Origin of the sequence: Wolbachia endosymbiont (group A) of Gastracanthus pulcherrimus, from assembly GCF_964028265.1 — a bacterium.
Taxonomy (GTDB): Bacteria; Pseudomonadota; Alphaproteobacteria; order Rickettsiales; family Anaplasmataceae; genus Wolbachia; species Wolbachia pipientis.
Genome location: NZ_OZ034763.1, coordinates 896,951 through 916,959 on the forward strand (window position 1 = coordinate 896,951; position 20,009 = coordinate 916,959).

The 20,009-nt window shown below is 35.4% G+C and carries 16 protein-coding genes and 1 pseudogene; 10 read left to right on the top strand and 7 right to left on the bottom strand.

Features of this window, described 5'->3' with window-relative positions; genetic code table 11:
* Window positions 1-34 precede the first annotated feature (34 nt).
* A complete protein-coding gene (locus tag ABWU47_RS04710) occupies window positions 35-928 on the bottom strand; it encodes a hypothetical protein (RefSeq protein WP_410530064.1) in 894 nt (297 codons plus the stop codon).
* A 117-nt stretch (window positions 929-1,045) separates the two neighbouring features.
* Here ABWU47_RS04710 and ychF point away from each other — a divergent pair, with 117 nt between their 5' ends.
* The gene (gene ychF, locus ABWU47_RS04715; protein WP_077188061.1) at window positions 1,046-2,140 is read left to right on the top strand and encodes a redox-regulated ATPase YchF; all 1,095 of its coding nucleotides are present in this window, start codon (window positions 1,046-1,048) and stop codon (window positions 2,138-2,140) included.
* Window positions 2,133-2,327, top strand: coding sequence for a hypothetical protein (locus ABWU47_RS07105; RefSeq protein ID WP_410529736.1), 195 nt, complete (start codon window positions 2,133-2,135; stop codon window positions 2,325-2,327). Before ychF ends, ABWU47_RS07105 begins: the two co-directional genes overlap by 8 nt.
* 42 nt (window positions 2,328-2,369) lie before the next feature.
* On the opposite strand, the gene ABWU47_RS04720 is transcribed toward ABWU47_RS07105, so the two are convergent.
* Complete coding sequence (locus ABWU47_RS04720) at window positions 2,370-2,753, bottom strand: hypothetical protein (protein ID WP_186809104.1); 384 nt, start codon at window positions 2,751-2,753, stop codon at window positions 2,370-2,372.
* Window positions 2,754-2,897: 144 nt separating this feature from the next.
* Here ABWU47_RS04720 and ABWU47_RS04725 point away from each other — a divergent pair.
* The 5 genes and pseudogenes from ABWU47_RS04725 to ABWU47_RS04745 form a co-directional block, all read left to right on the top strand.
* Window positions 2,898-3,807 (top strand): annotated as a pseudogene (locus tag ABWU47_RS04725) (IS630 family transposase); the annotation flags it as partial.
* A gap of 107 nt (window positions 3,808-3,914) precedes the next feature.
* Window positions 3,915-5,108, top strand: a complete 1,194-nt coding sequence (locus tag ABWU47_RS04730; protein ID WP_077188062.1) for an ankyrin repeat domain-containing protein — start codon at window positions 3,915-3,917, stop codon at window positions 5,106-5,108.
* On the top strand, window positions 5,101-6,906 hold the full coding sequence (locus tag ABWU47_RS04735; protein ID WP_077188063.1) for a pentapeptide repeat-containing protein: 1,806 nt from the start codon (window positions 5,101-5,103) through the stop codon (window positions 6,904-6,906). The genes ABWU47_RS04730 and ABWU47_RS04735 overlap by 8 nt, the downstream gene beginning before the upstream one ends.
* Window positions 6,890-7,498: a guanylate kinase gene (gmk, locus tag ABWU47_RS04740; protein ID WP_077188066.1), complete on the top strand. Its 609-nt coding sequence runs from the start codon at window positions 6,890-6,892 to the stop codon at window positions 7,496-7,498. Before ABWU47_RS04735 ends, gmk begins: the two co-directional genes overlap by 17 nt.
* 282 nt (window positions 7,499-7,780) lie before the next feature.
* Window positions 7,781-9,883 carry an ankyrin repeat domain-containing protein gene (locus ABWU47_RS04745; RefSeq protein WP_077188064.1) on the top strand — a complete coding sequence of 701 codons (2,103 nt, stop codon included), beginning with the start codon at window positions 7,781-7,783 and terminating at the stop codon, window positions 9,881-9,883.
* Here ABWU47_RS04745 and sdhA read toward each other — a convergent pair.
* Window positions 9,855-11,660 (bottom strand): succinate dehydrogenase flavoprotein subunit, encoded by a 1,806-nt coding sequence (gene sdhA, locus ABWU47_RS04750; protein WP_077188065.1) that lies wholly within the window; start codon window positions 11,658-11,660, stop codon window positions 9,855-9,857. The two genes, ABWU47_RS04745 and sdhA, sit on opposite strands and share 29 nt — an antisense overlap.
* Window positions 11,661-11,779: 119 nt before the next feature.
* Between sdhA and ABWU47_RS04755 the strand changes: the two genes are divergently transcribed.
* A complete protein-coding gene (locus ABWU47_RS04755) occupies window positions 11,780-11,920 on the top strand; it encodes a hypothetical protein (RefSeq protein ID WP_353285602.1) in 141 nt (46 codons plus the stop codon).
* A gap of 738 nt (window positions 11,921-12,658) precedes the next feature.
* Here the strand turns inward: ABWU47_RS04755 and gltX are convergent.
* Window positions 12,659-14,011 carry a glutamate--tRNA ligase gene (gene gltX, locus ABWU47_RS04760; protein WP_077188067.1) on the bottom strand — a complete coding sequence of 451 codons (1,353 nt, stop codon included), beginning with the start codon at window positions 14,009-14,011 and terminating at the stop codon, window positions 12,659-12,661.
* A 149-nt stretch (window positions 14,012-14,160) separates the two neighbouring features.
* Between gltX and ABWU47_RS04765 the strand changes: the two genes are divergently transcribed.
* Together ABWU47_RS04765 and ABWU47_RS04770 are read left to right on the top strand one after the other, a co-directional pair.
* Window positions 14,161-14,823 (top strand): aankyrin, encoded by a 663-nt coding sequence (locus tag ABWU47_RS04765; RefSeq protein ID WP_077188068.1) that lies wholly within the window; start codon window positions 14,161-14,163, stop codon window positions 14,821-14,823.
* A gap of 61 nt (window positions 14,824-14,884) precedes the next feature.
* Window positions 14,885-16,960: an acetyl-CoA carboxylase biotin carboxylase subunit gene (locus ABWU47_RS04770; RefSeq protein WP_077188069.1), complete on the top strand. Its 2,076-nt coding sequence runs from the start codon at window positions 14,885-14,887 to the stop codon at window positions 16,958-16,960.
* On the opposite strand, the gene ABWU47_RS04775 is transcribed toward ABWU47_RS04770, so the two are convergent.
* The 3 genes from ABWU47_RS04775 to ABWU47_RS04785 are packed head-to-tail and all read right to left on the bottom strand — an operon-like array spanning window position 16,909 to window position 20,008.
* A complete protein-coding gene (locus tag ABWU47_RS04775; RefSeq protein WP_077188070.1) occupies window positions 16,909-17,937 on the bottom strand; it encodes a COX15/CtaA family protein in 1,029 nt (342 codons plus the stop codon). The two genes, ABWU47_RS04770 and ABWU47_RS04775, sit on opposite strands and share 52 nt — an antisense overlap.
* A complete protein-coding gene (locus ABWU47_RS04780) occupies window positions 17,919-19,517 on the bottom strand; it encodes a glycosyltransferase family 2 protein (RefSeq protein WP_320157282.1) in 1,599 nt (532 codons plus the stop codon). The genes ABWU47_RS04775 and ABWU47_RS04780 overlap by 19 nt, the downstream gene beginning before the upstream one ends.
* A gap of 14 nt (window positions 19,518-19,531) precedes the next feature.
* The gene (locus tag ABWU47_RS04785) at window positions 19,532-20,008 is read right to left on the bottom strand and encodes a hypothetical protein (protein ID WP_077188071.1); all 477 of its coding nucleotides are present in this window, start codon (window positions 20,006-20,008) and stop codon (window positions 19,532-19,534) included.
* Between the last annotated feature and the right edge of the window lies 1 nt (window position 20,009).

Sequence of the window (20,009 nt, forward strand, 5' to 3'; positions counted from 1 at the left end):
TATATAAAAATATACAGAGCTATGAAGATTTATTTTACACTTCCAATTGTGATATTTGTTGTTGATGAAATGTTTTTTCTGTTCTTGATTCCTCCATACTACATCTTGGTGAGCTTGAAGGGTTTTGCTTCTCAGAGCGCTCTATGCGCTGCTTTATATCACTAACGCACTGCCCTACAACATCACCAATTTTTCCATCAGCATTTTCTGCCAATAACTTATCAAATCCCTTTTCAAACTCTGCTCTCTCAGAGATATCCTTTGAAAGGTTACAATATTCTAAGATCTCGTCTAGCTGCAGTTTTTTTGCTAATAGGAAATCTTCTTGTTCTTGCTCTTGTTTAAGTTTGGTTTCCTCTTGCAGTTGTTTTGCTAAACTTTTATTTCTATCAAGCAATGGTTCGAAATGCAATCCGCCTTTGTTTATTATATGCACAATACTACTATCATCATAATCAACTTTATTGTATTCACCTGCACTTTTTGAACCTGAATTGTCTATTAATTCATGCAAAGACAGATCTTGGTTATCAACAGTCTGGTTCTCTATAACATGTAGCTTTACCTTATACTTTTCACAAAGTATTCTGCCTTCAACGTCAGGATCACCCCACCTACTGTTACGCATAATGTCTGCTGTATAATCATCTACAGTTTCACTACGGTGCTGGCCATTGTTATCATGACTATTGACAATTGCATTTGTAAACCACTTTGGTGGATTCTTTTGCGCAAATTCCCTACAATCATTTCTTAATTTTTCGACAGTAACTTGCTCTCCTGTCTGTTGTTCTAGACTTTGCCTGAACGAGTCAAAAAAGCAGCTTCCATTACCAATTGCTTGTCCTACATAGAAATTGTCAGGGTAAGGGTTACTATTTAAAAGAGTTATTTCTTGCCCTGAGATCCTGGGCCTTGCTGTAGTCATAGTTTTACCTTAATTTAAGCTATATATTACTATACCAACAAAATTGTCAATAAGCAACTAATTAAGTATAGCAGAAATTTTTAAATTATGCAATAGTTATAATTTTACATAGCAAATATGAGTTTTAACTGCGGTATAGTTGGGTTACCAAACATAGGAAAATCAACCTTATTTAATGCGCTTACAGAGTCAAGTGCAGCCGAAGCTGCAAATTATCCTTTTTGCACAATCGAGCCAAATATAGGCAAGATTTCGATAAAAGATCAACGTTTGAAACAAATCGCAGCAATTGCAGGCTCAGAGAAGGTAATCTACAACCAATTAGAAGTTGTAGATATTGCAGGTCTGGTAAAGGGTGCGAGCAAAGGCGAAGGGCTTGGCAATAAATTTTTAAGCCATATCAGAGAAGTTGATGCCATCGTTCATCTGCTCAGGTGCTTTACGGATGACGATATCAGCCATATACACAGTAAAATAGATCCAATATCAGATGCTGAAGTGGTAGAAATGGAATTAATCCTAGCTGATATTGATAGCATAGAAAAAAGGCTTCCTCAATTGGAAAAGAAAGCAAAGCAAGGTGATAAAGAGCTAAAAAGACAACTTGAATTAATGCAAGAGGTATTAGCTACTTTAAAATTAGGTAAACCTGCAAGAAGTTTGGAGAATATCAATGAAGATGAGATGAAGTTGCTTCAATTGCTGACAACAAAGCCCGTTATGTACGTTTGCAATGTTGCAGATACAAATGTTATAACTGGCAATGAATTATCTAAAAAGGTAGAGAGGATGGCGGAGGAAAATAAAAGCAAATTTTATTGCATTTCAGCAAAACTCGAAGCAGATATTGCAAATCTTGATAGTGAAGAGGAAAAACAGAGTTTTTTATCAGAATTTGGCTTACAAGAATCAGGCCTTGATGGAGTAGCGCGTATTATGTATGAAGTGCTGAGTATGATAACTTTCTTTACTGTGGGCCCCAAAGAAGCACGGGCATGGCCAGTAAAAATAGGGTCAACAGCCGATAAAGCAGCAGGTGTAATCCACACTGATTTTGAGAAAGGCTTTATAAAAGCAGAGACAATAAGCTTTGCAGACTACATAAAGTATGGAAGTGAATCAGCTTGCAAAGACGCAGGAAAAATTCGCTTTGAAGGCAGAGATTACATCGTGCAAGATGGTGATATAATGCACTTTAGGTTTAATGTGTAGTTTATTATGCAGCCACTTATTTAAAGTTAAGTTTTCTGGATCCCAGTGTCTGGGCACTGGGATGACAAGAAAGGGAGCACTGGAATTTTTGTTTCAATATTTGTACATTAGCCATACATCTGAACAGATACCTCCCCTAAACGGATACACTGTAGAAGGAGAGTTTCTTCTCCCCAGTAAAGACTAGATTCCAGACTGGAATGACAGCAGTCCTACGTCATACCGCGATTCATTCCATAGCTGTACGAACATTCATTTTTGAAGGTAAATTGCACAGCAAATGGTCAGTGCTTGGCACTGGAATAACGTCCTCCTTTGTCATCCCAGTGCCCAGACACTGGGATCCAGTTTTCCATATAATCTCATCGAAAATGTTGTAACCACTTTCTATGCTAGTTTGCTTGCTTACAAGCAAACTTTTCTGGATCCAAGTAGTCTGGGCACTGGGATGACAGGAGAAGGAGGCTACTTGCATGACACCATTCTTTTTTCTGGATCCCAGTGTCTGGGCACTGGGATGACGAGAAAGGAGCACTGGGATGACATCCTCCCTAGCGGAGATTGCTCTCAAATCACAATGTTCGTACAGTAAGCACTGACCACTTTGCTTCAATATTTGCGATGCCCCTGAACAGATACAAAAAATCTATTGTTTTTTTATAAATTAAATCCTAATACCAATTCCCATTACAGGGCAAACAGATGGACAATGATGGAAGAAAAGCCATACTGAAGTAAGTAAAATAGCGAGGTTTAAATGGCATTAAGATCAAAATTATTGGATGAAAAAGTAGTAGAATCAGCAAAAGAAATGCTGAAGAAAGTAAGGAATAATGCATATGTTTCAAAAAAACTAAATGCTGTAATTGCAGCAAAAAAGTACAGTATAACGGCTGTAGCAAAAATATATTGCATTTCAAGAAGCGCACTAACTTCGTGGGTAAAACTCTTGAAAATTGGCAGAGAAGAAAAACTGTTTGCTCCTTCACAACGTCGTAGAAAAACTAAATTAAATCAGGCTCAACTACAGCAAATTGAAGAGTGGATAGAAGAAAATCCTAATATCACCATTAAAGAAATGAGAATAAGAATCCAGGAAAAGTTCGGATTAAATATCAGCAAATCTACAGTACACCGCCATATGCAAAAGATGAAATTCTCATATATTACACCAAGACCAGTTCATAATGGACAAGATAAAAGCAAACAAGAGGAATTCAAAAAAAAATCTCAATTGAGCTATTAGCAAGTATCCAGAAAAAGAGCTATTTTTCTTTGATGAATCACGGTTTGGCACACATTCAAAAGTTGGACATGGGTGGTTTAAAAAGGGGATTAGAACACAGGTTAAAACAAAATTAGGTAGGCAAAATTTCTATCTCTATAGTGCAGTTAATCCTAGAAATGGAGAGAGTTCTAGCTTATTTGCACCAAATGTCAACACTGATTGCATGAACATATTTCTTGAGCAAATTTCGCAATATCTAGAAACACGAGAGGCTTTTCTCGTTATGGACTGTGCTAGTTGGCATAGGTCAAAAAATTTAAAGGTACCTAAAAATATCGACATTATATACCTACCTCCATACTCACCTGAGCTAAATCCTGTTGAGAGGCTTTGGTTATATATAAAACAGAACATTTTGCGCAATAAAATATACGATAGTTTCCTATTTGACTGGACAACAATGAGAATTGGTATAAGGCATTTTTTACTGTAGATTAATCATTTGATTATAGTATCATTTTAATTAAGCTTATGCTTGGGATATTTATGAAAAATATTTTATATTTTATATTATTAGCTGTTGTATTCGGATCACTGAGCCTATTTGCTGTAGAGCAATTTGAAGAAAAGAAAATTGAATCAGTTCATAAAAACGAAAATGTAGGTGTAAGGAAGCAAGATAGCACAAATCAAAAAGATGAGTTAAAAAGCAACGTCGATGCTAAACAAACACAAGAGGCTGAGAGCAAAAGATTAGACGGCACTACCGATAAAGAGAAACTGCAACACAACGAGAACAAAGCTTTCGTGGTTGAAAAAACTATAAGTGAAGGTGAAAGGATTGATAAAGATTTGCCAAATGACCAGCTAGAAGGAAGCACAGACAAATTTGCTCAAAATTTACCAAATGTGGCCAATAAAGAAGTGAATAAAGATTTGAAACCAGAGCCTTTGCCTTTAAGTGCTGATTTAAATGAGAATACAGCTAACCCGCAAAAAAATCTACAAGCTGATCAGAAGATTGATATAAAAGATAATGAACTTTCAAAAAGTGATGCGAGTCAATTATTAGAGGGAAAAAAAGAAAAAGTAGAGAATCAGTCTGAAGAAAAAAAAGTGAAAGAAACAAACAGTAATTCCAAGGACCGCAATAGAGTAAAACCTATAACTAAAAAAGATGAAGAAGAGCAAAGTGAAAAGAAAAGTTTACAAAAATGGACAAAGCTAAACAGAGAACCAATAAAAGAATGGGGTCATAAAGACATACAAAGCAAGTCAATATATAAACGACAATATGATAGCCTTAATGAGCATCTTCCTACAACTGTGTTTATTGATGATTACAGTAAGCAATTTTTTTACTGCATTAAGAAGAACAACTTAACTTGCTTAAGAGGAGTAATAAGTAAGCTAGAAAAAATTGGATTAACAATTCAAGAGATACTAAGGTTTAGAAATAAATTGGGTGATACTCCTCTCATTTATTCAGTTAAACAAGGTGAGGTAGACATAGTGCGCTTTCTCTTATTACAAGGTGCTGATCTTAGAGTAGTTAACAATAATTTTCAATCCCCAATTGATATAGCAATCGAAAAAAAGCAGATCAATATAATAAATGCGATTGCCGAAATGATGCCACATCTTTTGGAGGATAGAAAAATAGACAATAAAGAAAGCTCAGCAATGTACGATTGGGCTGTGAAAACGAAAGAAATACAGTGCGATAAGCAAGATGATTAGATTTTTGATATTAATTTTAGTTGGTCATTTATGTTATGGAAACGAAACAAATGATGAAAAAAATCAGATTAGTGATTTTTTAAACGCTTTGCGTGATGCAAAATACGTATCTTACAGTAAAAAAGACTTTGCTGAATTTTTGGTGCAGTGCCACAAAGAGGGCGTGCCAGAAGATTTTAAGAAAGGTTTTGGTTCTAACTTAAATGGAGCTAATTTTAACCAACTGTACCTAAGTAAATCTGTTTTTGATGGAGTAAGTCTGATTGGTGCTGATTTTTCTAACACCGATTTATCCGACGTGTCTTTCATTGATGTTGATTTACGTGGTGCTAATTTCTCCAATGCTAATTTACATGGCATTAAAATAAAAGGTACAAATTTGAGTTTTACAAAATTTGTTTCTGCAAACTTAACAGATATCGTATTTGATCAGTCTAATGTTAGTTATGCTGATTTTATCAGTTCCGATCTCAAAAAAGTGAGTATGCACAACGTAATTGGTTTGCATACTAATTTCTCGAATGTGAAAATGAATTTCTCCAACTTATCAAACTCGAATGTTAGCCACGTAAATTTTAGTGATAGTGAAATAAACGATACTGTTATGCAGAAAAACAACCTTGATAATGCAAGTTTCTTTGGAGTGGATGCATATAAATTAAAGATACAATTTTCTTCATTAAAAAATGCTAACATATATGGTGCAGAGTTAAAAGAATCAGACTTTACAGGTAGCAATCTTTCCGCTGCCTACCTTAATTCTTCTATCATAATTAACAGTAACTTCGACGAAACTAATTTAAGCAACACACAAATTTCCTATGTGAATGACGATAATTCAAGTTTTGTTCAATCTATACTAAATGGTTCCAAGATAAAGCATACATATGTTTCTGAAGCAAATCTTCAGGATGCTGATTTATCCAATATTGATTTTAGTTTTAGTGAACTGCATCAAGTTAATGTCTCTAATGCTGACATTCGTCACGGAAAGTTTCATAATACTAAAGTTGCGAATTCTAACATGAATGGCTCATTTTTTGACCATTCACTATTCACCTCTGCGAAGATAGAAGATTCAGACCTTTCTACAACTTCAATGTATAAGATAAAAATCCAAGACTCTCAAGTTTATAACAGTACACTTTCTCGCCATAATATTGATTCCAGTGAAATAGAAAATTCAACATTCTTTAATTTATTAGCTGATAATTCAAGCTGGTCTAATTTAAAAGTAACTAATTCAAATTTTATTGAAAGCGATTTCAGATCTTCTTTGCTTCACGCTAATGCCTTTAGGAAAACTAGCTTTTTTCTTAGCAATTTGAGCAATTCAACAATTAGTGATATGTCTTTTCTCTCTTCAAGCATATATAAAAGTTCAGTTGTTGATGCTCACTTAACAGGTTGCAAATTTGATAATTCAATTTTGATTGACAATAAAGGACAGAAAAAACTTGCAGGTTCAGAAAATGCTATAACTTCGATTAAAGATTTGCAAGAGAAAATATCACAGGGTGAAAAATTTAATGTAAATTATTCTTACTTTGAATTTAAGAATATGAATTTAGAAAATGCCGATTTTTCTAATTCAACATTAAGTAGAGCAAAGTTTGTAAACGTTAATTTGAATAAGGCAAATTTTGAAAAGACCGATTTGCGCTATACTGTCTTTGATAACTCTTCTCTCATTGGCACCAACTTATCAAATTCTAATTTAGAAGGTTCTAGCTTTTTAAACTCTGATCCAAAAAGCACCATGTTAAAAAATGCAAAGAAAAATGACCATAAAAAGTGAGGGCGTATTATTGGTTCTATCCTCCCCTTCTGGAGCTGGAAAAACTACTATATCAGCAAAATTACTTGAGCGATCAACTAATTTAGTTAGGTCTGTTTCTATGACTACGCGCAAGCCTCGCACCGGCGAAATAAATGGAAAAGACTATTTTTTCGTTACCGAAGAAAAATTTCACGAGTTATGCAAAGCTGGCCAAATGCTTGAATACGCCAAAGTTTTTGAGAATTTTTATGGTATACCAAGAAATTTTATAGAGCAAAACTTAAGCAATGGAATAAGCGTTTTACTCAGCATAGACTGGCAAGGAGCATTTCACTTATTCAAGCTCATGAGAAAAAAAGTTGTAAGTGTTTTTATACTTCCCCCTTCAATGGAAGAGCTTAGGTTGCGTTTGCAAAAGCGTAATAGTGATGATGCAAGCGAAATAGAGCGCAGATTAGCCGAAGCTCAAAAAGAGATAAGCAAACGTGATAAATATGATTATGTAATAATCAATGATGATATTGATAAAAGTGTAGAAGAGATAAGCTCCATACTAAATAAAGAAAGACTTAAAAAATCAGAAGAAAAACCAAGCCTGAAAGATTTATAAAAAATCAATTTGGATATTTGCAGCTATAGTTTCTTATCCTATTTTAGCCAATAGCACGTTTCACAGTTTAGCTATATTTATTATTTTTTAAGATTAAATGGTTAAAATAGTAGCAACTGTTCAAGTGAGGATTTGACTATGATAACAGATTTTCTAATAGAAACTAGTTTTCTGCCTTTCCACCTATACATATACAACGTTTAGCTCAATTTAAAAGTCAAACTTCTTGGTTGTTAGTTTAGTGCTGACAACTTAAATAGCTTTTAATATTGAGGTTTTAGTATGGGTATAGATATAACTGCACTAACTACTAATGCAAAAAAATTAGATGAATACATAGATAAAAATGAAAAGCAAGAGCGGGATAGAAAAGACGAACAATTGTATGGCATTATAGAGAGAAAGGTAAAAAAAGAAGAACACAAGCGTGAAAAACCAAGAGGTCAAGATGGAGCTCTCAAGGAGTGTAAAAGGTTATTCAAGGAAGGTGCTAGCCCTGAAGTATTAACTAAATTAGAAGAATCACTTAGAGAACAAGAAAAATATTATAGGTATTATGTCCAATGCTTTCTTCCAGTGCTAGATGAAGTAATAGAACGATCGAAAAAAATACCAAATGAAACAAAAGAGCGAGTAAAGCAAGTAATTTTTAAAATTACTTGTAATAGCAGATATTGTAACCAAAATGATCGTAGGAATAGTGAAGCAGAAAGTGGCTACGGCAGTGATGTTGAAGATGATCATAAAATAAACGGGATAACGAATAATAATGTTCAATTACTAAAAGCGATCAAAAATGGAAATAACAGGAAATTTAAAAAATATCTAAAAGATTGTACGAATGTTAACGGCATAAAAGATGAAAAAGGAAATAATATTTTACACCTTATCGTGCCATTGGAAAAGAAACAGAAATGCAAGTTTCTAGGTACCCTAATAAAAACGGTCACCGAGGAAGATTTAGCACAACTCATTAATAGTGAAAATCAGGAAGAACAAACACCTCTTCATCAGCTGCTTCAGCATATAAAAGGAAAGAATGAGGATCGATCATGTACAGATAGAAAATTTGAAAAAACAAATAGGTATAAAGCCTTAGAGTTATTTCTACAAAATGGTGCAGATATTACTGTGCAAGATAAAGATGGAAAAAATGCTCTGCACTATATTGCTTCATTCAAAGGAGAACAAAAAGTTACATGTTTAGAGTTGATTTCAAATAAAGATGATGCTGTAAATACTACTAACAGGGAAGGATTAACACCTCTTCATCAGCTGCTTCAGCATATAAAAGGAAAGAATGAGGATCGATCATGTACAGATAGAAAATTTGAAAAAACTAAAAGGTATGAAACCCTAGAACTATTGCTAAAAAACGGTGCAGATATTACTGTGCAAGATAAAGATGAAAAAAATGCTCTGCACTATATTGCTTCATTCAAAGGAGAACAAAAAGTTACATGTTTGGAATTGATTTTAGGTTTAGTAAAAAATGGAACAATATCTAAAGATAAATTAGGTAAAGCTATAAATGCTAAGAATGGAGAAGGGAACACACCCCTAGAATTGGCATTAAAGAAAAAAGCAGAAAAAAGAAGTATCGAATACCTACCGCAAGGAACAATTTTTGATACAGCAACTGCTTATGACAATACAACAAAATTTTGTACAATGCTGCTAGAAATAGGCGCTGATCCCTGTTCTCTGGAGCTGAAAGATCCAAAATTCCATACTAAAAAGTACTATTTAACTTTACGAGATCTAAAAGATTATTCAGGGACTCCACAGAAAGCACAGGAGAAAGCTAAAGAACTAAAAGAGAAGCTTGAAGAAAAATACCACTGTAAAACTGCTTCAAAAAAATGCAAGTCTGGCATTAAAGAAGCAGGTTCTGGTATAAAAAAAGGAGTATCTGCTGTAGCAGGATTCATAGATCCAGCAAAAAGGACCCGCGAACTGTTAGCAATCACGATAACGATTACTGTTATTGCAATGGTAACATTTGCTTTCTTTCAGGGTCAAATGGCAATTGGAGCAGCCATTCCTATCATAGCTGTTGCTGGAGTTATATGCCTTACTTTAACTTTAGGATTTAGTGGTATTAAGAAACTTTTTGAAAAATCAACCAACAAAGCACAGGACACATTTAACGACAAAAACCGCTCTAATTCAACAACAGAGCAGAATCAAGCTTCGAAGAACCTTGTTAATAATGATCAACAGAATTTAAGAAATGAGACTAAAAATCAAGCAGTACAAGAGTCACCAAATCAACCAGAGCATACAGAAAACCCAGCTACTAAAATGAGCGATGTATCAATACTACGTCAATTCATGAATAAGCTAGATGGGCTGACTAATAAACCCTCTTCTCTGGCGCTATGAAATCAATCTCACCGCTCAGAGTTTTTTCAGCCACTTTTTTATAATCAATTTTTACGTTAATTTGCCCTTTCTTTTCTTCAAGCCACGCTATAGTGTGCTTCATCCAGTTTTTGTCATCACGTTCAGGAAAGTCTTCACGAGCATGGGCACCTCTGCTTTCCTCGCGATTAGCTGCGCATTCCATGGTAATAACCGCTTGTGGGATCATGTTAGCAATCTCCAGTGCTTCAACTAAATCACTATTCCACATCATACTGCGATCCTCAAGTGAAATATCAGGCATCATTTTTGCTACCTTTTTTATAGCTTTTTTGCCTTCTTCTAAAACTTCAGCAACACGGAAAACTGATGCGTATTTTTGCATAGTGTTCTGCATTTCACTGCGTATTTTTGCTACTTTTAGCCCACCAGAAGCAAATCGCATTTTATTGAATCTATCTACTATCCAGTCTGTGCAGTCTGAATGCAATTTTTTATGTGGTGTACCGGATTTTAGTTTCTCTCTTGCTCTGAGCGCTGCAGCTCTGCCAAAAACCACAAGATCAAGAAGCGAGTTAGAACCAAGTCGATTTGCACCGTGCACAGAGACGCACGCAGCTTCTCCAATTGCAAATAGTCCATCTACCACTTCTTCCTTACCTTGCTTCAGCGTAATCACTTCTCCATGATAATTGGTTGGAATGCCACCCATGTTGTAGTGAACAGTCGGAATGACCGGTATTGGATCTTTAGTGACATCAACTCCAGCAAAAGTTCTTGCGGTTTCGCTGATGCCCGGCAATCTGAGTTTTATTACTTCCGGATCAAGATGCGCTATAGTTAAATACATGTAATCTTTTTTCGGTCCAACTCCCCTTCCCTCTCTAATTTCAATTGTTATTGCGCGACTTACCACATCACGGGAAGCTAAATCTCTTGCTTTTGGTGCGTAACGTTCCATAAACTTCTCGCCCTGAGAATTAACGAGGTACCCCCCTTCACCACGGCATCCTTCTGTCATCAGGCACCCTGAGCCATATATTCCTGTTGGATGAAATTGTACAAATTCCATATCTTCAAGTGGTAATCCAGCCCTTACTACCATGCCATTACCATCACCTGTGCAGGTATGCGCACTTGTTGCAGAGAAATAAACACGTCCATATCCACCTGTTGCTAACACCACTCTATGCGCACGAAATCTATGTAATGTGCCGTCGCATAGCGACCAAGCAAGAACTCCGCAGCATGCTCCGGTTTCGCTATCCATAATTAAATCAATCACAAAGTATTCAACAAAAAATTCAGCGTTGAATTTAAGACACTGCTGATATAGAGTGTGAAGGATTGCGTGCCCAGTTTTATCTGCCGCCGCACAAGTGCGTTGAGCTGATTTTCCTTTACCAAAGTGAGTTGTCATTCCACCAAAGGAACGCTGGTATATTTTGCCATCTTCTGTACGAGAAAAAGGTACGCCAAAATTTTCAAGTTCAATAACAGCTTTAGCAGCGTTTTTACACATATATTCTATTGCATCTTGATCACCAAGCCAGTCTGAACCTTTTATTGTGTCATATGCATGCCAGCGCCAATCGTCTTCACCGATATTACCTAAAGCTGCACTAATTCCGCCTTGTGCTGCAACTGTATGACTTCGTGTAGGGAAAATTTTAGAAATGCAGGCAACTGAAAAATTAGTTGCAGCCATCCCAAGCGTTGCTCTGAGCCCTGCTCCACCTGCACCTACTACTACCACATCATACTCATGTTCTATGATCTCATACGCTGACTTATCCATATTTACTTATTTTATCATTACAGGCTTATGATATCACAGAAGTAGAAAAAATCTATACAAGTTTTCTGTAGCTATATCGCTGCGGTATTTCATAATAGATCCCGCTAACACGTATCGGGGTGACAGCAGTCCTACGTCATACCGCCGCAGTATCTCAGCCACTAACACGTAGCGGGATGACGGTTGTCAGGGTGTCATCCCAGTGCCCCTATGATGTCATCCCAGTGCTTGACACTGGGATGGCTTTGTTGCATCGCTAGCTATGATGGATTAAAGATAAAAAAGGTGGAGAATATCAGTAGCTTATTATTCTGGTATTTATAACAAGAACGGTCAGTGAATACCTAAATTTGAGTAAAAGAAATTTCACTACCACTCACTAATCCGGCTAAAATTCAAGAATTTCAATGCTTTAGCTATTTTCAATAGAATTAAATTTATTAATATAAATAACAAGTTACTATTCTTAAATTTGATCAGATTGATTGCAAAAAAAACAAGATTTTCAATAAGTTGCTTATAATCCTAATTATAGTTAGCCTTTCATAAGTAGCGATGCAACAAAGCCATCCCAGTGTCAAGCACTGGGATGACACCCTACTTAGCCGTCATACCGCGATTCATTCGCGGTATCTCTAGATCCCGCTCACAAGCAGCGGGATGACGATTGTCGTTTAGCTATAAATATTTAAGAAATTTACCAAATAAAAAAAAGGCAAAGAAAACCTAGGGTAGCTAGTATTCAAATTCTCCCTTGTTCTATTTGACGTCTTTTGATGTCTTAAACGCTTTATAAGCGCGTTTCGGCTTGTATAGGTAGAAACCCAGAAGTTTTATAAAGACATGAGGTGCACATAGTGCAAAAAATTAAGCATGATTTACGCCAAATACAAAGTTCCCTTTGTCGTTTTAATCTGCAGATTGCGAAGATAAATAAATAGCTTCAGTTTCATGATAAGGGGGCTGGCGAAGGATGTCAAGTAATTTTCTTATTTCATTTAAATTGCTTGTAACCTTCTTATACACTCATCTTTACCAAGAATCACCATGATATCAATGATTCCAGGTGCATCCATTACTCCAGTTATAGGGGCGCGTAATGAGTGGTATACATCGCTTATTTTCATATCGTGCAATTTTGCACATTCCTTGATCTGAGAAGATAAAAAACCCTTATTCCAATTTTCATCACCGATCTTTGACAGAAATGATGCGAGTAACTTAATTATATTGAGGTTAGATTTGACAATTTGACAAGCTTCTTCACTTAAATCAAGTGGCGGATCTTGAATATAAAATTTTGCTAAATCCAATAATTCGGTCAGGTAGTTTGCTCTTTTTTTTAGCTCTGTCAGTCCCTGCAGTAAATAGCCCTTTTTTTTGTCAGTTAGAGTATTTTCTCTAAGCATTAGAGTCAGAATATCTTCATTGCTCATATTACTAATATAGTGGTTATTCAAATGCTCCAGTTTTTTGAAATCGAGCCGTGCAGGTGAACGACCAATACTTTCTAAATTAAACCACTCTATTGCTTGCTCATCGCTAATAATCTCATCGTTGCCGTGACTCCAGCCAAGTCTCAGCAAGTAATTACGCATCGCTTTTGGCAATATTCCCATCTTTTCATAATCGCAAACGCTTGTGGCACCATGCCTTTTGGATAGCTTATTCCCATCTTCCCCATGGATAAGCGGCACATGTGCAAAGCGTGGAATGTCAAAATCAAGAGCCTGGTATATTAGCAGATGTTTAAAGGTATTAGTGAGATGGTCAGAGCCACGTATTATATCAGTTATTCCAGCATCATGATCGTCAACTACTACGGCAAAAATATATGTTGGAGTGTTATCAGAGCGTAAGATCACTATATCATCAAGCTGCTCGCTACTTACTTTGATTTGGCCGTATATTTTATCATCAATGACGATCTCTTGCGAGTCTGGCACTTTAAAGCGGACAACAGGCTTTACGTTTGATGTCACACTAATACATTTGTGCTTATATATTTTTCCTTCTTCTCTCGCTTTTATTTTCCTTTCTGTCTCAGGGCAATAACAGTGATACGCCCTACCCTTCTCAACTAAAAGGTTTGCTACTTCTTTATGCCGCTCTATTCTTTTTGACTGATATACTATTTCCCCATCATAGCTCATACCTAGCCATCTTAGCCCTTCTATAATTGCATCAATTGCTTCTTGCGTTGAACGTTTTCTGTCGGTGTCTTCAATTCTCAGCAAAAACTTGCCACCATGATGCTTTGCATAGAGCCAATTAAATAACGCAGTGCGGGCCCCTCCAATATGCAAAAACCCTGTGGGTGATGGAGCGAATCTAGTGACTACGTCTGGCATATTTGTCTATTACAGTAATATAAATGATGATAGCTAAAATTTATGTTTGTAACAATTTAGAATTTATTTATTCTGAGAGATAAAATCTACTTGTTTTTCGTAAGTTATGTTGTATAATTTAGTGTTGGTTAAATATAGCGAGGTATGTTATGGCTGACTTATTTGAAGTTGCAAAAGCAAGAAATAAAGATGAATTTGTCAGAATTTGCACAGAGAATGTTGCTTATGCAGCTAAGCATAGGCTTGATGAAAATGGGAACCCATTTCATATAGCAGCAAGTCAAGAAATTCTGCTACCTGCACTCAAAGAGATTATGAGAAATTTGGAAGAAGGTACTAAGAGTAAGGTTAAAAAAGCAGAAGAAGCTAAAAATTGGAAAGAATCAGAAAGATTAAAAGAGAAACTTAAGGATAATAAGAGATATATTAAAGAAGCACTCTGTGATAAAAGCTGCATTCTTCATGGGAGAGTAGCGGTAGCTCCTCTTTATTTTTTAAATGCTGCAGAACGGGAAGAAGCTAAGCAAATTGCAGGTATAAAGGGCGGTTTTATATGTAATAGCAAATTTCATTCGTGCTTATACATAATAGGAGCTATAGCGTGTATTGCTGCCTTATGTTTATCCTTGTACTTTTTATTTTTGGTTTCTCAATCTCTTGCACTAGCTTCAGTAGCTACAATAGCTTCTGGAGGATCTACATGTTTGTTGTTTAAGGCATGTAACGGAATATACGGCTTGTATGATGAAAGTACTATAGTGACAGATCCTGATGTTATGCAACTTTTAAATAGTGATTTAGCTGTAGCATGAAGCTAAAAATTACTTGCAGGCAATAATTTACTTTCTCAACTTAAGAAAGTATACTCATACGATGACGGAAAAGAAGTACAGTAAGATTTTAATAGCAAACAGAGGAGAGATTGCCTGCAGGATTATCAGAACTGCTCGTAGGATGGGTATATCTTGTGTATGCATATATTCGGATGCAGATGTAAATTCTGTGCATGTAAGACAAGCAGATGAGTCAAGATATATCGGCCCTTCGCCATCTTGCCTCAGTTACTTAAACATTGAAAAAATATGTGAAGTAGCAGTTGAAACAGGTGCTGAGGCGGTTCATCCTGGCTATGGTTTTTTAGCAGAAAATCCAGATTTTCCACGTGCTCTTCAAAAACATAATATAGACTTCATCGGCCCCAGTGCAGAAACAATAGAAGTTACAGCCAACAAAATAACAGCAAAAGAAGCTGCAAAAAAAGCTGGAGTGAATGTAGTGCCAGGATATATGGGTAAGATCAGCGATGTTGCCCACGCAGCTCAAGTTGCTAAAGAGATCGGTTTTCCCGTTATGCTTAAAGCTGCATCAGGCGGTGGTGGCAAAGGAATGCGAATTGTAAACTCCAAAAAAGAAATTGAACTAGCATTTACATCAGCCACAAATGAAGCAGAGAAAAGTTTTAAGGATGGCAGTATCTTTATAGAGAAATATATAGAGTTGCCAAGACATATTGAAATACAAATCATAGCAGATAAATATGGCAATATAGTTTGTCTTGGAGAAAGAGAATGCTCGATACAAAGGAATAATCAGAAAATAATAGAAGAAACGCCAAGTCCATTCATTAGTGAAGAAGTAAGACAAAAAATGTATGTTCAATGTGTTTCTCTGGCAAAGCAAGTTGGCTATTTTTCAGCAGGCACTGTTGAGTTTGTTGTAGATAAAGACCAAAACTTCTATTTTCTTGAGGTAAATACGAGATTGCAAGTTGAGCATCCAGTAACAGAATTTATAACTGGAATAGACATAGTAGAAGAAATGATTAGAACTTCCTGTGGAGAGAAATTGAGATTCAATCAGGATGATATTAAACTTACTGGTTCTGCAATAGAAAGTAGAATTTGCGCTGAAGACCCATCGAAGAAATTTTTCCCTTCCAGCGGAAGAATAAAATATTACGATAAACCGGGTGAAAATGATTATGTAAGAATAGATGATGGAGTTGCTGCAGGTTCAGAAATTAGCATGTTCTATGATTCGATGATTGCCAAAGTGATAACATATGGAAAAGATAGAGTAGAAGCGATCAGCAGAATGCAAAAAGCATTGTCTGAATGCTATATAGAAGGAGTAACAAATAATATAGAATTTCTAGAATCCATCTTCCATCACCCAAATTTTATCGCAGCAAAGCTCCATACGAGATTCATTCCAGATCATTACCCTAGTGGGTTTCACGGCGATTTTGTTACAGAGGAGTATATTAAAATATTTATTTTCACTGCGTTATATGTTCATTTGGAAAATGAAGAAAGGTACCATCATAAAGCAGTGAATGAAACATCTCAGGTGTCATTCCAGTGCGTGACACTGGAATCTAGTAAAAAAGAAGGGGCACCAGTATCAGCTACTCGGATGGCAGGTGACCGTGCAAGAGATTTATTCATAGTGAATATAAATGACAATGAGTACTCCGTAAATGCAAAATACCAAGATAATATATTAATAACGGTATATAATCACAATAAATACTCCGTTATAGGCAAGTGGAAATCAAGTTATAGATTGCTATATATCACAATTAATGACGATACCAATATAGCACTTAAAATAGAAAGACAAGGCAGCAAGTACTTCATAAGACATGCAGGTATGAAAGCTGAGTGTTGTATATTAAAACCTCATGTAGCTGAATTAAGTAAGTTAATGCTAAATAATGAAACAGAAGGGATTTCAGCAGATGCTGTAAAATCCCCAATATCTGGTTTATTAGTTAAATTGCACGTAAATGTAGGAGATCAGGTGGAAATAGGACAACCTTTATTTGTGGTGGAGGCAATGAAAATGGAAAATATCATATGTGCTGAAGCAGCAATGGTGATAAAAAATATTCCCGTTCAAGAAGGAAAAAATGTGCAGATTGGTGATGTAGTCTGCTTCCTTAAATAACACAAGAAGTATAAACTTGACCCAAACAAGATAAATGAAAACACTTGATGAGCTATGGCAATGGCTATCGGTATGTGCAATAATAGAGTAATTACACCTAAAATGATCTGAATGACGACGGAGAGCAGCATAATATATACCGGTTTTATGCTAGCATTTTTTATTGTGAGTATTACTACCAAAGTTAGTATTAGCAATGCCAGTGCTCGATGTATAAATTGCACTGTCGCTCTGTTCTCAAAGATATTCAGCCATATAGGCTGTAAGAAAAATAAATCTTCTGGAACGATTTGTCCGTCCATTAGTGGAAAGGTATTGTAAATCAAACCAGCATTTAATCCTGCAACAAATGCACCGAAAATTATTTGTATTACAATTAGGACCAAAATCATCCTTGCGTAGTATATAGTGTTACCACTAACCTTAAGTTTTGTTTGTTGTGGCCTTATCTGATAATCAAAAAATTGATATGACAATAATGCAAAGATAACTAATGCTAATAATAAGTGAAGTGCGAGCCTATAGTGGCTAACATGAGGCTTGGCTACCAAGCCGCTTTTTACCATATACCAACCAGCAAAAGCTTGTAAAGCTCCAAATAATAATGCCACACATAGCTTTATTACTACCTTTTTAGATATTTTTCTTCTTAATATGAAATATATAAATGGCAGGACAAAAACTAAACCTGTTAGTCTTGCAACCAATCTGTGTACATATTCTATTAAGTATATAGCGCGAAACTCCTCCATACTAATACCATAGTTAAGTGCTTTATATTCAGGTGTAGCTTCGTATTTTAATTTTTCTTGTAGCCAGTCTTGTTCACTCAGTGGTGGTAATGTTCCAGTAATTGGTTTCCACTCTGTGATTGACAATCCTGCTTTTGAAAGTCTGGTAAATCCACCAATCCCTACCATGAGAATTACCATGACCGAGCAGAGAAAAAGCCAAATAGCTACAGGTTTTGCTTCCATAAACCATGCTGAGTTTTGTTCCATCGCTCAGGGTAAAGAATAAATTCCCATAAGGCAAGAAAAGCTGCAACACTATGTAGCAGACTATAGACCGGAAAAAATATCGATACTATATAAAAATAAAAAGGCATCTTTTGCTGTTTGACAGCTATTACCAAAAGAATCAGGTTAGTAACGTATACCACTACAAAGTAGTACAAAAATAATTCATTTAAAACTTTAGTTAATATCAATGAAAGCAGTAAAAATGGAGTAGTAAAAAATATAAAAGCTGCAGAGCCAACAAAAAGATTCAATAGCAAAATTCCCTTAAATCCAGTGTGTTTATAAAGTGACTTTATATTTTTTAAATGAACAATATAAGTTTGCATATAGCCTTTGATCCAGCGCGCTCTTTGCTTAATCCAAGCAAATACAACAATTGGTGACTCTTCCAATGTTTCTGAGTCAATCATCCTGGTTTTATATCCCATTTGCGCAAGTCTCAAACCGAGGTCAGCATCTTCGGTAACACTGTAAGCATCCCAGAAAAACACTTTTTTTAGAATTTTTACTGAAAAATGATTACTGCTACCACCCAAAGGCATCGGCATGTTCATTTTTTGGAATCCAGGCAATAAGTATTGAAACCAGTTCATATACTCCAGAGAAAAGAATTTTGTGAGAAAATTATAATCACAATTGTAGTAATTTAATTTCGCCTGTACACAGGCAAGCTTATCGTCGTCCTTATTAAATTCAATCAGTGCTTTTTTTAACTGCAATGGGTCTGGTTTATCGTCCGCATCATATATTACTGCATACTTTCCTCTAGCAAAGCTCATAGCATAATTGCATGACTTGGCTTTTGTTCTAGGCAAAGAATGAGGCACTTTTATTACTTCAAAATACTGCGGTAAAGTGTACTTTTCTATAGCTGCTAGCGTTTCTTGGTCATCACTTTCTACCTGAAGCTTCACATCTAATTTTGATTTTGGATAATCCAAACTTTCAATGCTTTCGATCAATTGCTCTATCACTGCACTTTCTTTAAAAGCAGGCAATAAAATAGTATATATAGGAAAATCTTCTTCATTCAGCTTACTATAATCCACTTTTTGGTTGGAGGTTTCACACAAGCTAAAAACTGTAGCTATAAACTTGAATAAATAACTAGAACATCCGATTATAAATATCAACATCAAAGCAAAATATGTATATTTCTCTGTTAGTGTTAAAATTGAAGTTACAATAAAGAAAGAAGCAAAAAATATTGAGCTTAGTTTAATGCTTTTAGCTGAAAAATTAGGATTCTTGTAATATAAGTAGTTGCTTGCAAATTCTGAAATACCAAAGTGCGAGTTAAGAAGATTTAAAATCTGTTCGCTATCCACTTTTATTAATACATAGTCAATACCGTAATGAGCTTCGACCCAACGGTTGATATCTCGGCTTGTGTCTTCAACCATAAAAAAAGTAGTATTATTTAATTTTTGCCAAGGAATTATATTAAATTTATAGTAAAAAAGTTTCTCTGGCTCTTTGCACAAACTAGAATCAAACTTAATTTTTTCTACATTATCAGCTTGAAGTATAGGCAATTGTTGCATTGAACCTAATGCAATTTTTTATTTAAGTCACGTGAAAATGAAGATATGACCTCGCTACTACGCTTATCATCTTTACGTTCATGCATTATTTTTTTTACAGCATCAGCAGCTATATTCACTGTGTTAGTCTGTAAATCCCCAAGAGCTTTTTCAACTTGGTCAGTGACTTTCTTCAAGTTAGAATGGGCATTGTCATCTAATGTCTGATCTAGCTGCTGTCTATTGTGCTTAATGATACTATTAGCTTTATCAAGTGCTTCATTCATCATTTTATTAACTTCTGCATCTAATTCTTTGTATTTTTTAGAAGATTTTTTGTAATACTCCAACATATCTTTCCTGAATTTTTCAGTTTCTTCACTTGAAAATTTGCTTTTGTTACGCTTATTGTTAAGCGCATTTTTTATCACTTTCTTTAGCAATTTATACGAAAGGACAAAACTTACCAAGAAGGCAAGACCGATAATCAGTGATGTAGACATA

Bases quoted from the DNA above. Each gene is read 5' to 3' on its own strand.
- ABWU47_RS04735 (WP_077188063.1), top strand. From the start codon at position 5,101: ATGATTAGATTTTTGATATTAATTTTAGTTGGTCATTTATGTTATGGA.
- ABWU47_RS04745 (WP_077188064.1), top strand. From the start codon at position 7,781: ATGGGTATAGATATAACTGCACTAACTACTAATGCAAAAAAATTAGAT.
- sdhA (WP_077188065.1), bottom strand. From the start codon at position 11,660: ATGGATAAGTCAGCGTATGAGATCATAGAACATGAGTATGATGTGGTA.
- ABWU47_RS04730 (WP_077188062.1), top strand. From the start codon at position 3,915: ATGAAAAATATTTTATATTTTATATTATTAGCTGTTGTATTCGGATCA.
- ychF (WP_077188061.1), top strand. From the start codon at position 1,046: ATGAGTTTTAACTGCGGTATAGTTGGGTTACCAAACATAGGAAAATCA.
- ABWU47_RS04785 (WP_077188071.1), bottom strand. From the start codon at position 20,008: ATGTCTACATCACTGATTATCGGTCTTGCCTTCTTGGTAAGTTTTGTC.
- ABWU47_RS04765 (WP_077188068.1), top strand. From the start codon at position 14,161: ATGGCTGACTTATTTGAAGTTGCAAAAGCAAGAAATAAAGATGAATTT.
- ABWU47_RS04770 (WP_077188069.1), top strand. From the start codon at position 14,885: ATGACGGAAAAGAAGTACAGTAAGATTTTAATAGCAAACAGAGGAGAG.
- ABWU47_RS04710 (WP_410530064.1), bottom strand. From the start codon at position 928: ATGACTACAGCAAGGCCCAGGATCTCAGGGCAAGAAATAACTCTTTTA.
- gmk (WP_077188066.1), top strand. From the start codon at position 6,890: ATGACCATAAAAAGTGAGGGCGTATTATTGGTTCTATCCTCCCCTTCT.
- ABWU47_RS07105 (WP_410529736.1), top strand. From the start codon at position 2,133: ATGTGTAGTTTATTATGCAGCCACTTATTTAAAGTTAAGTTTTCTGGA.
- ABWU47_RS04775 (WP_077188070.1), bottom strand. From the start codon at position 17,937: ATGGAAGCAAAACCTGTAGCTATTTGGCTTTTTCTCTGCTCGGTCATG.
- gltX (WP_077188067.1), bottom strand. From the start codon at position 14,011: ATGCCAGACGTAGTCACTAGATTCGCTCCATCACCCACAGGGTTTTTG.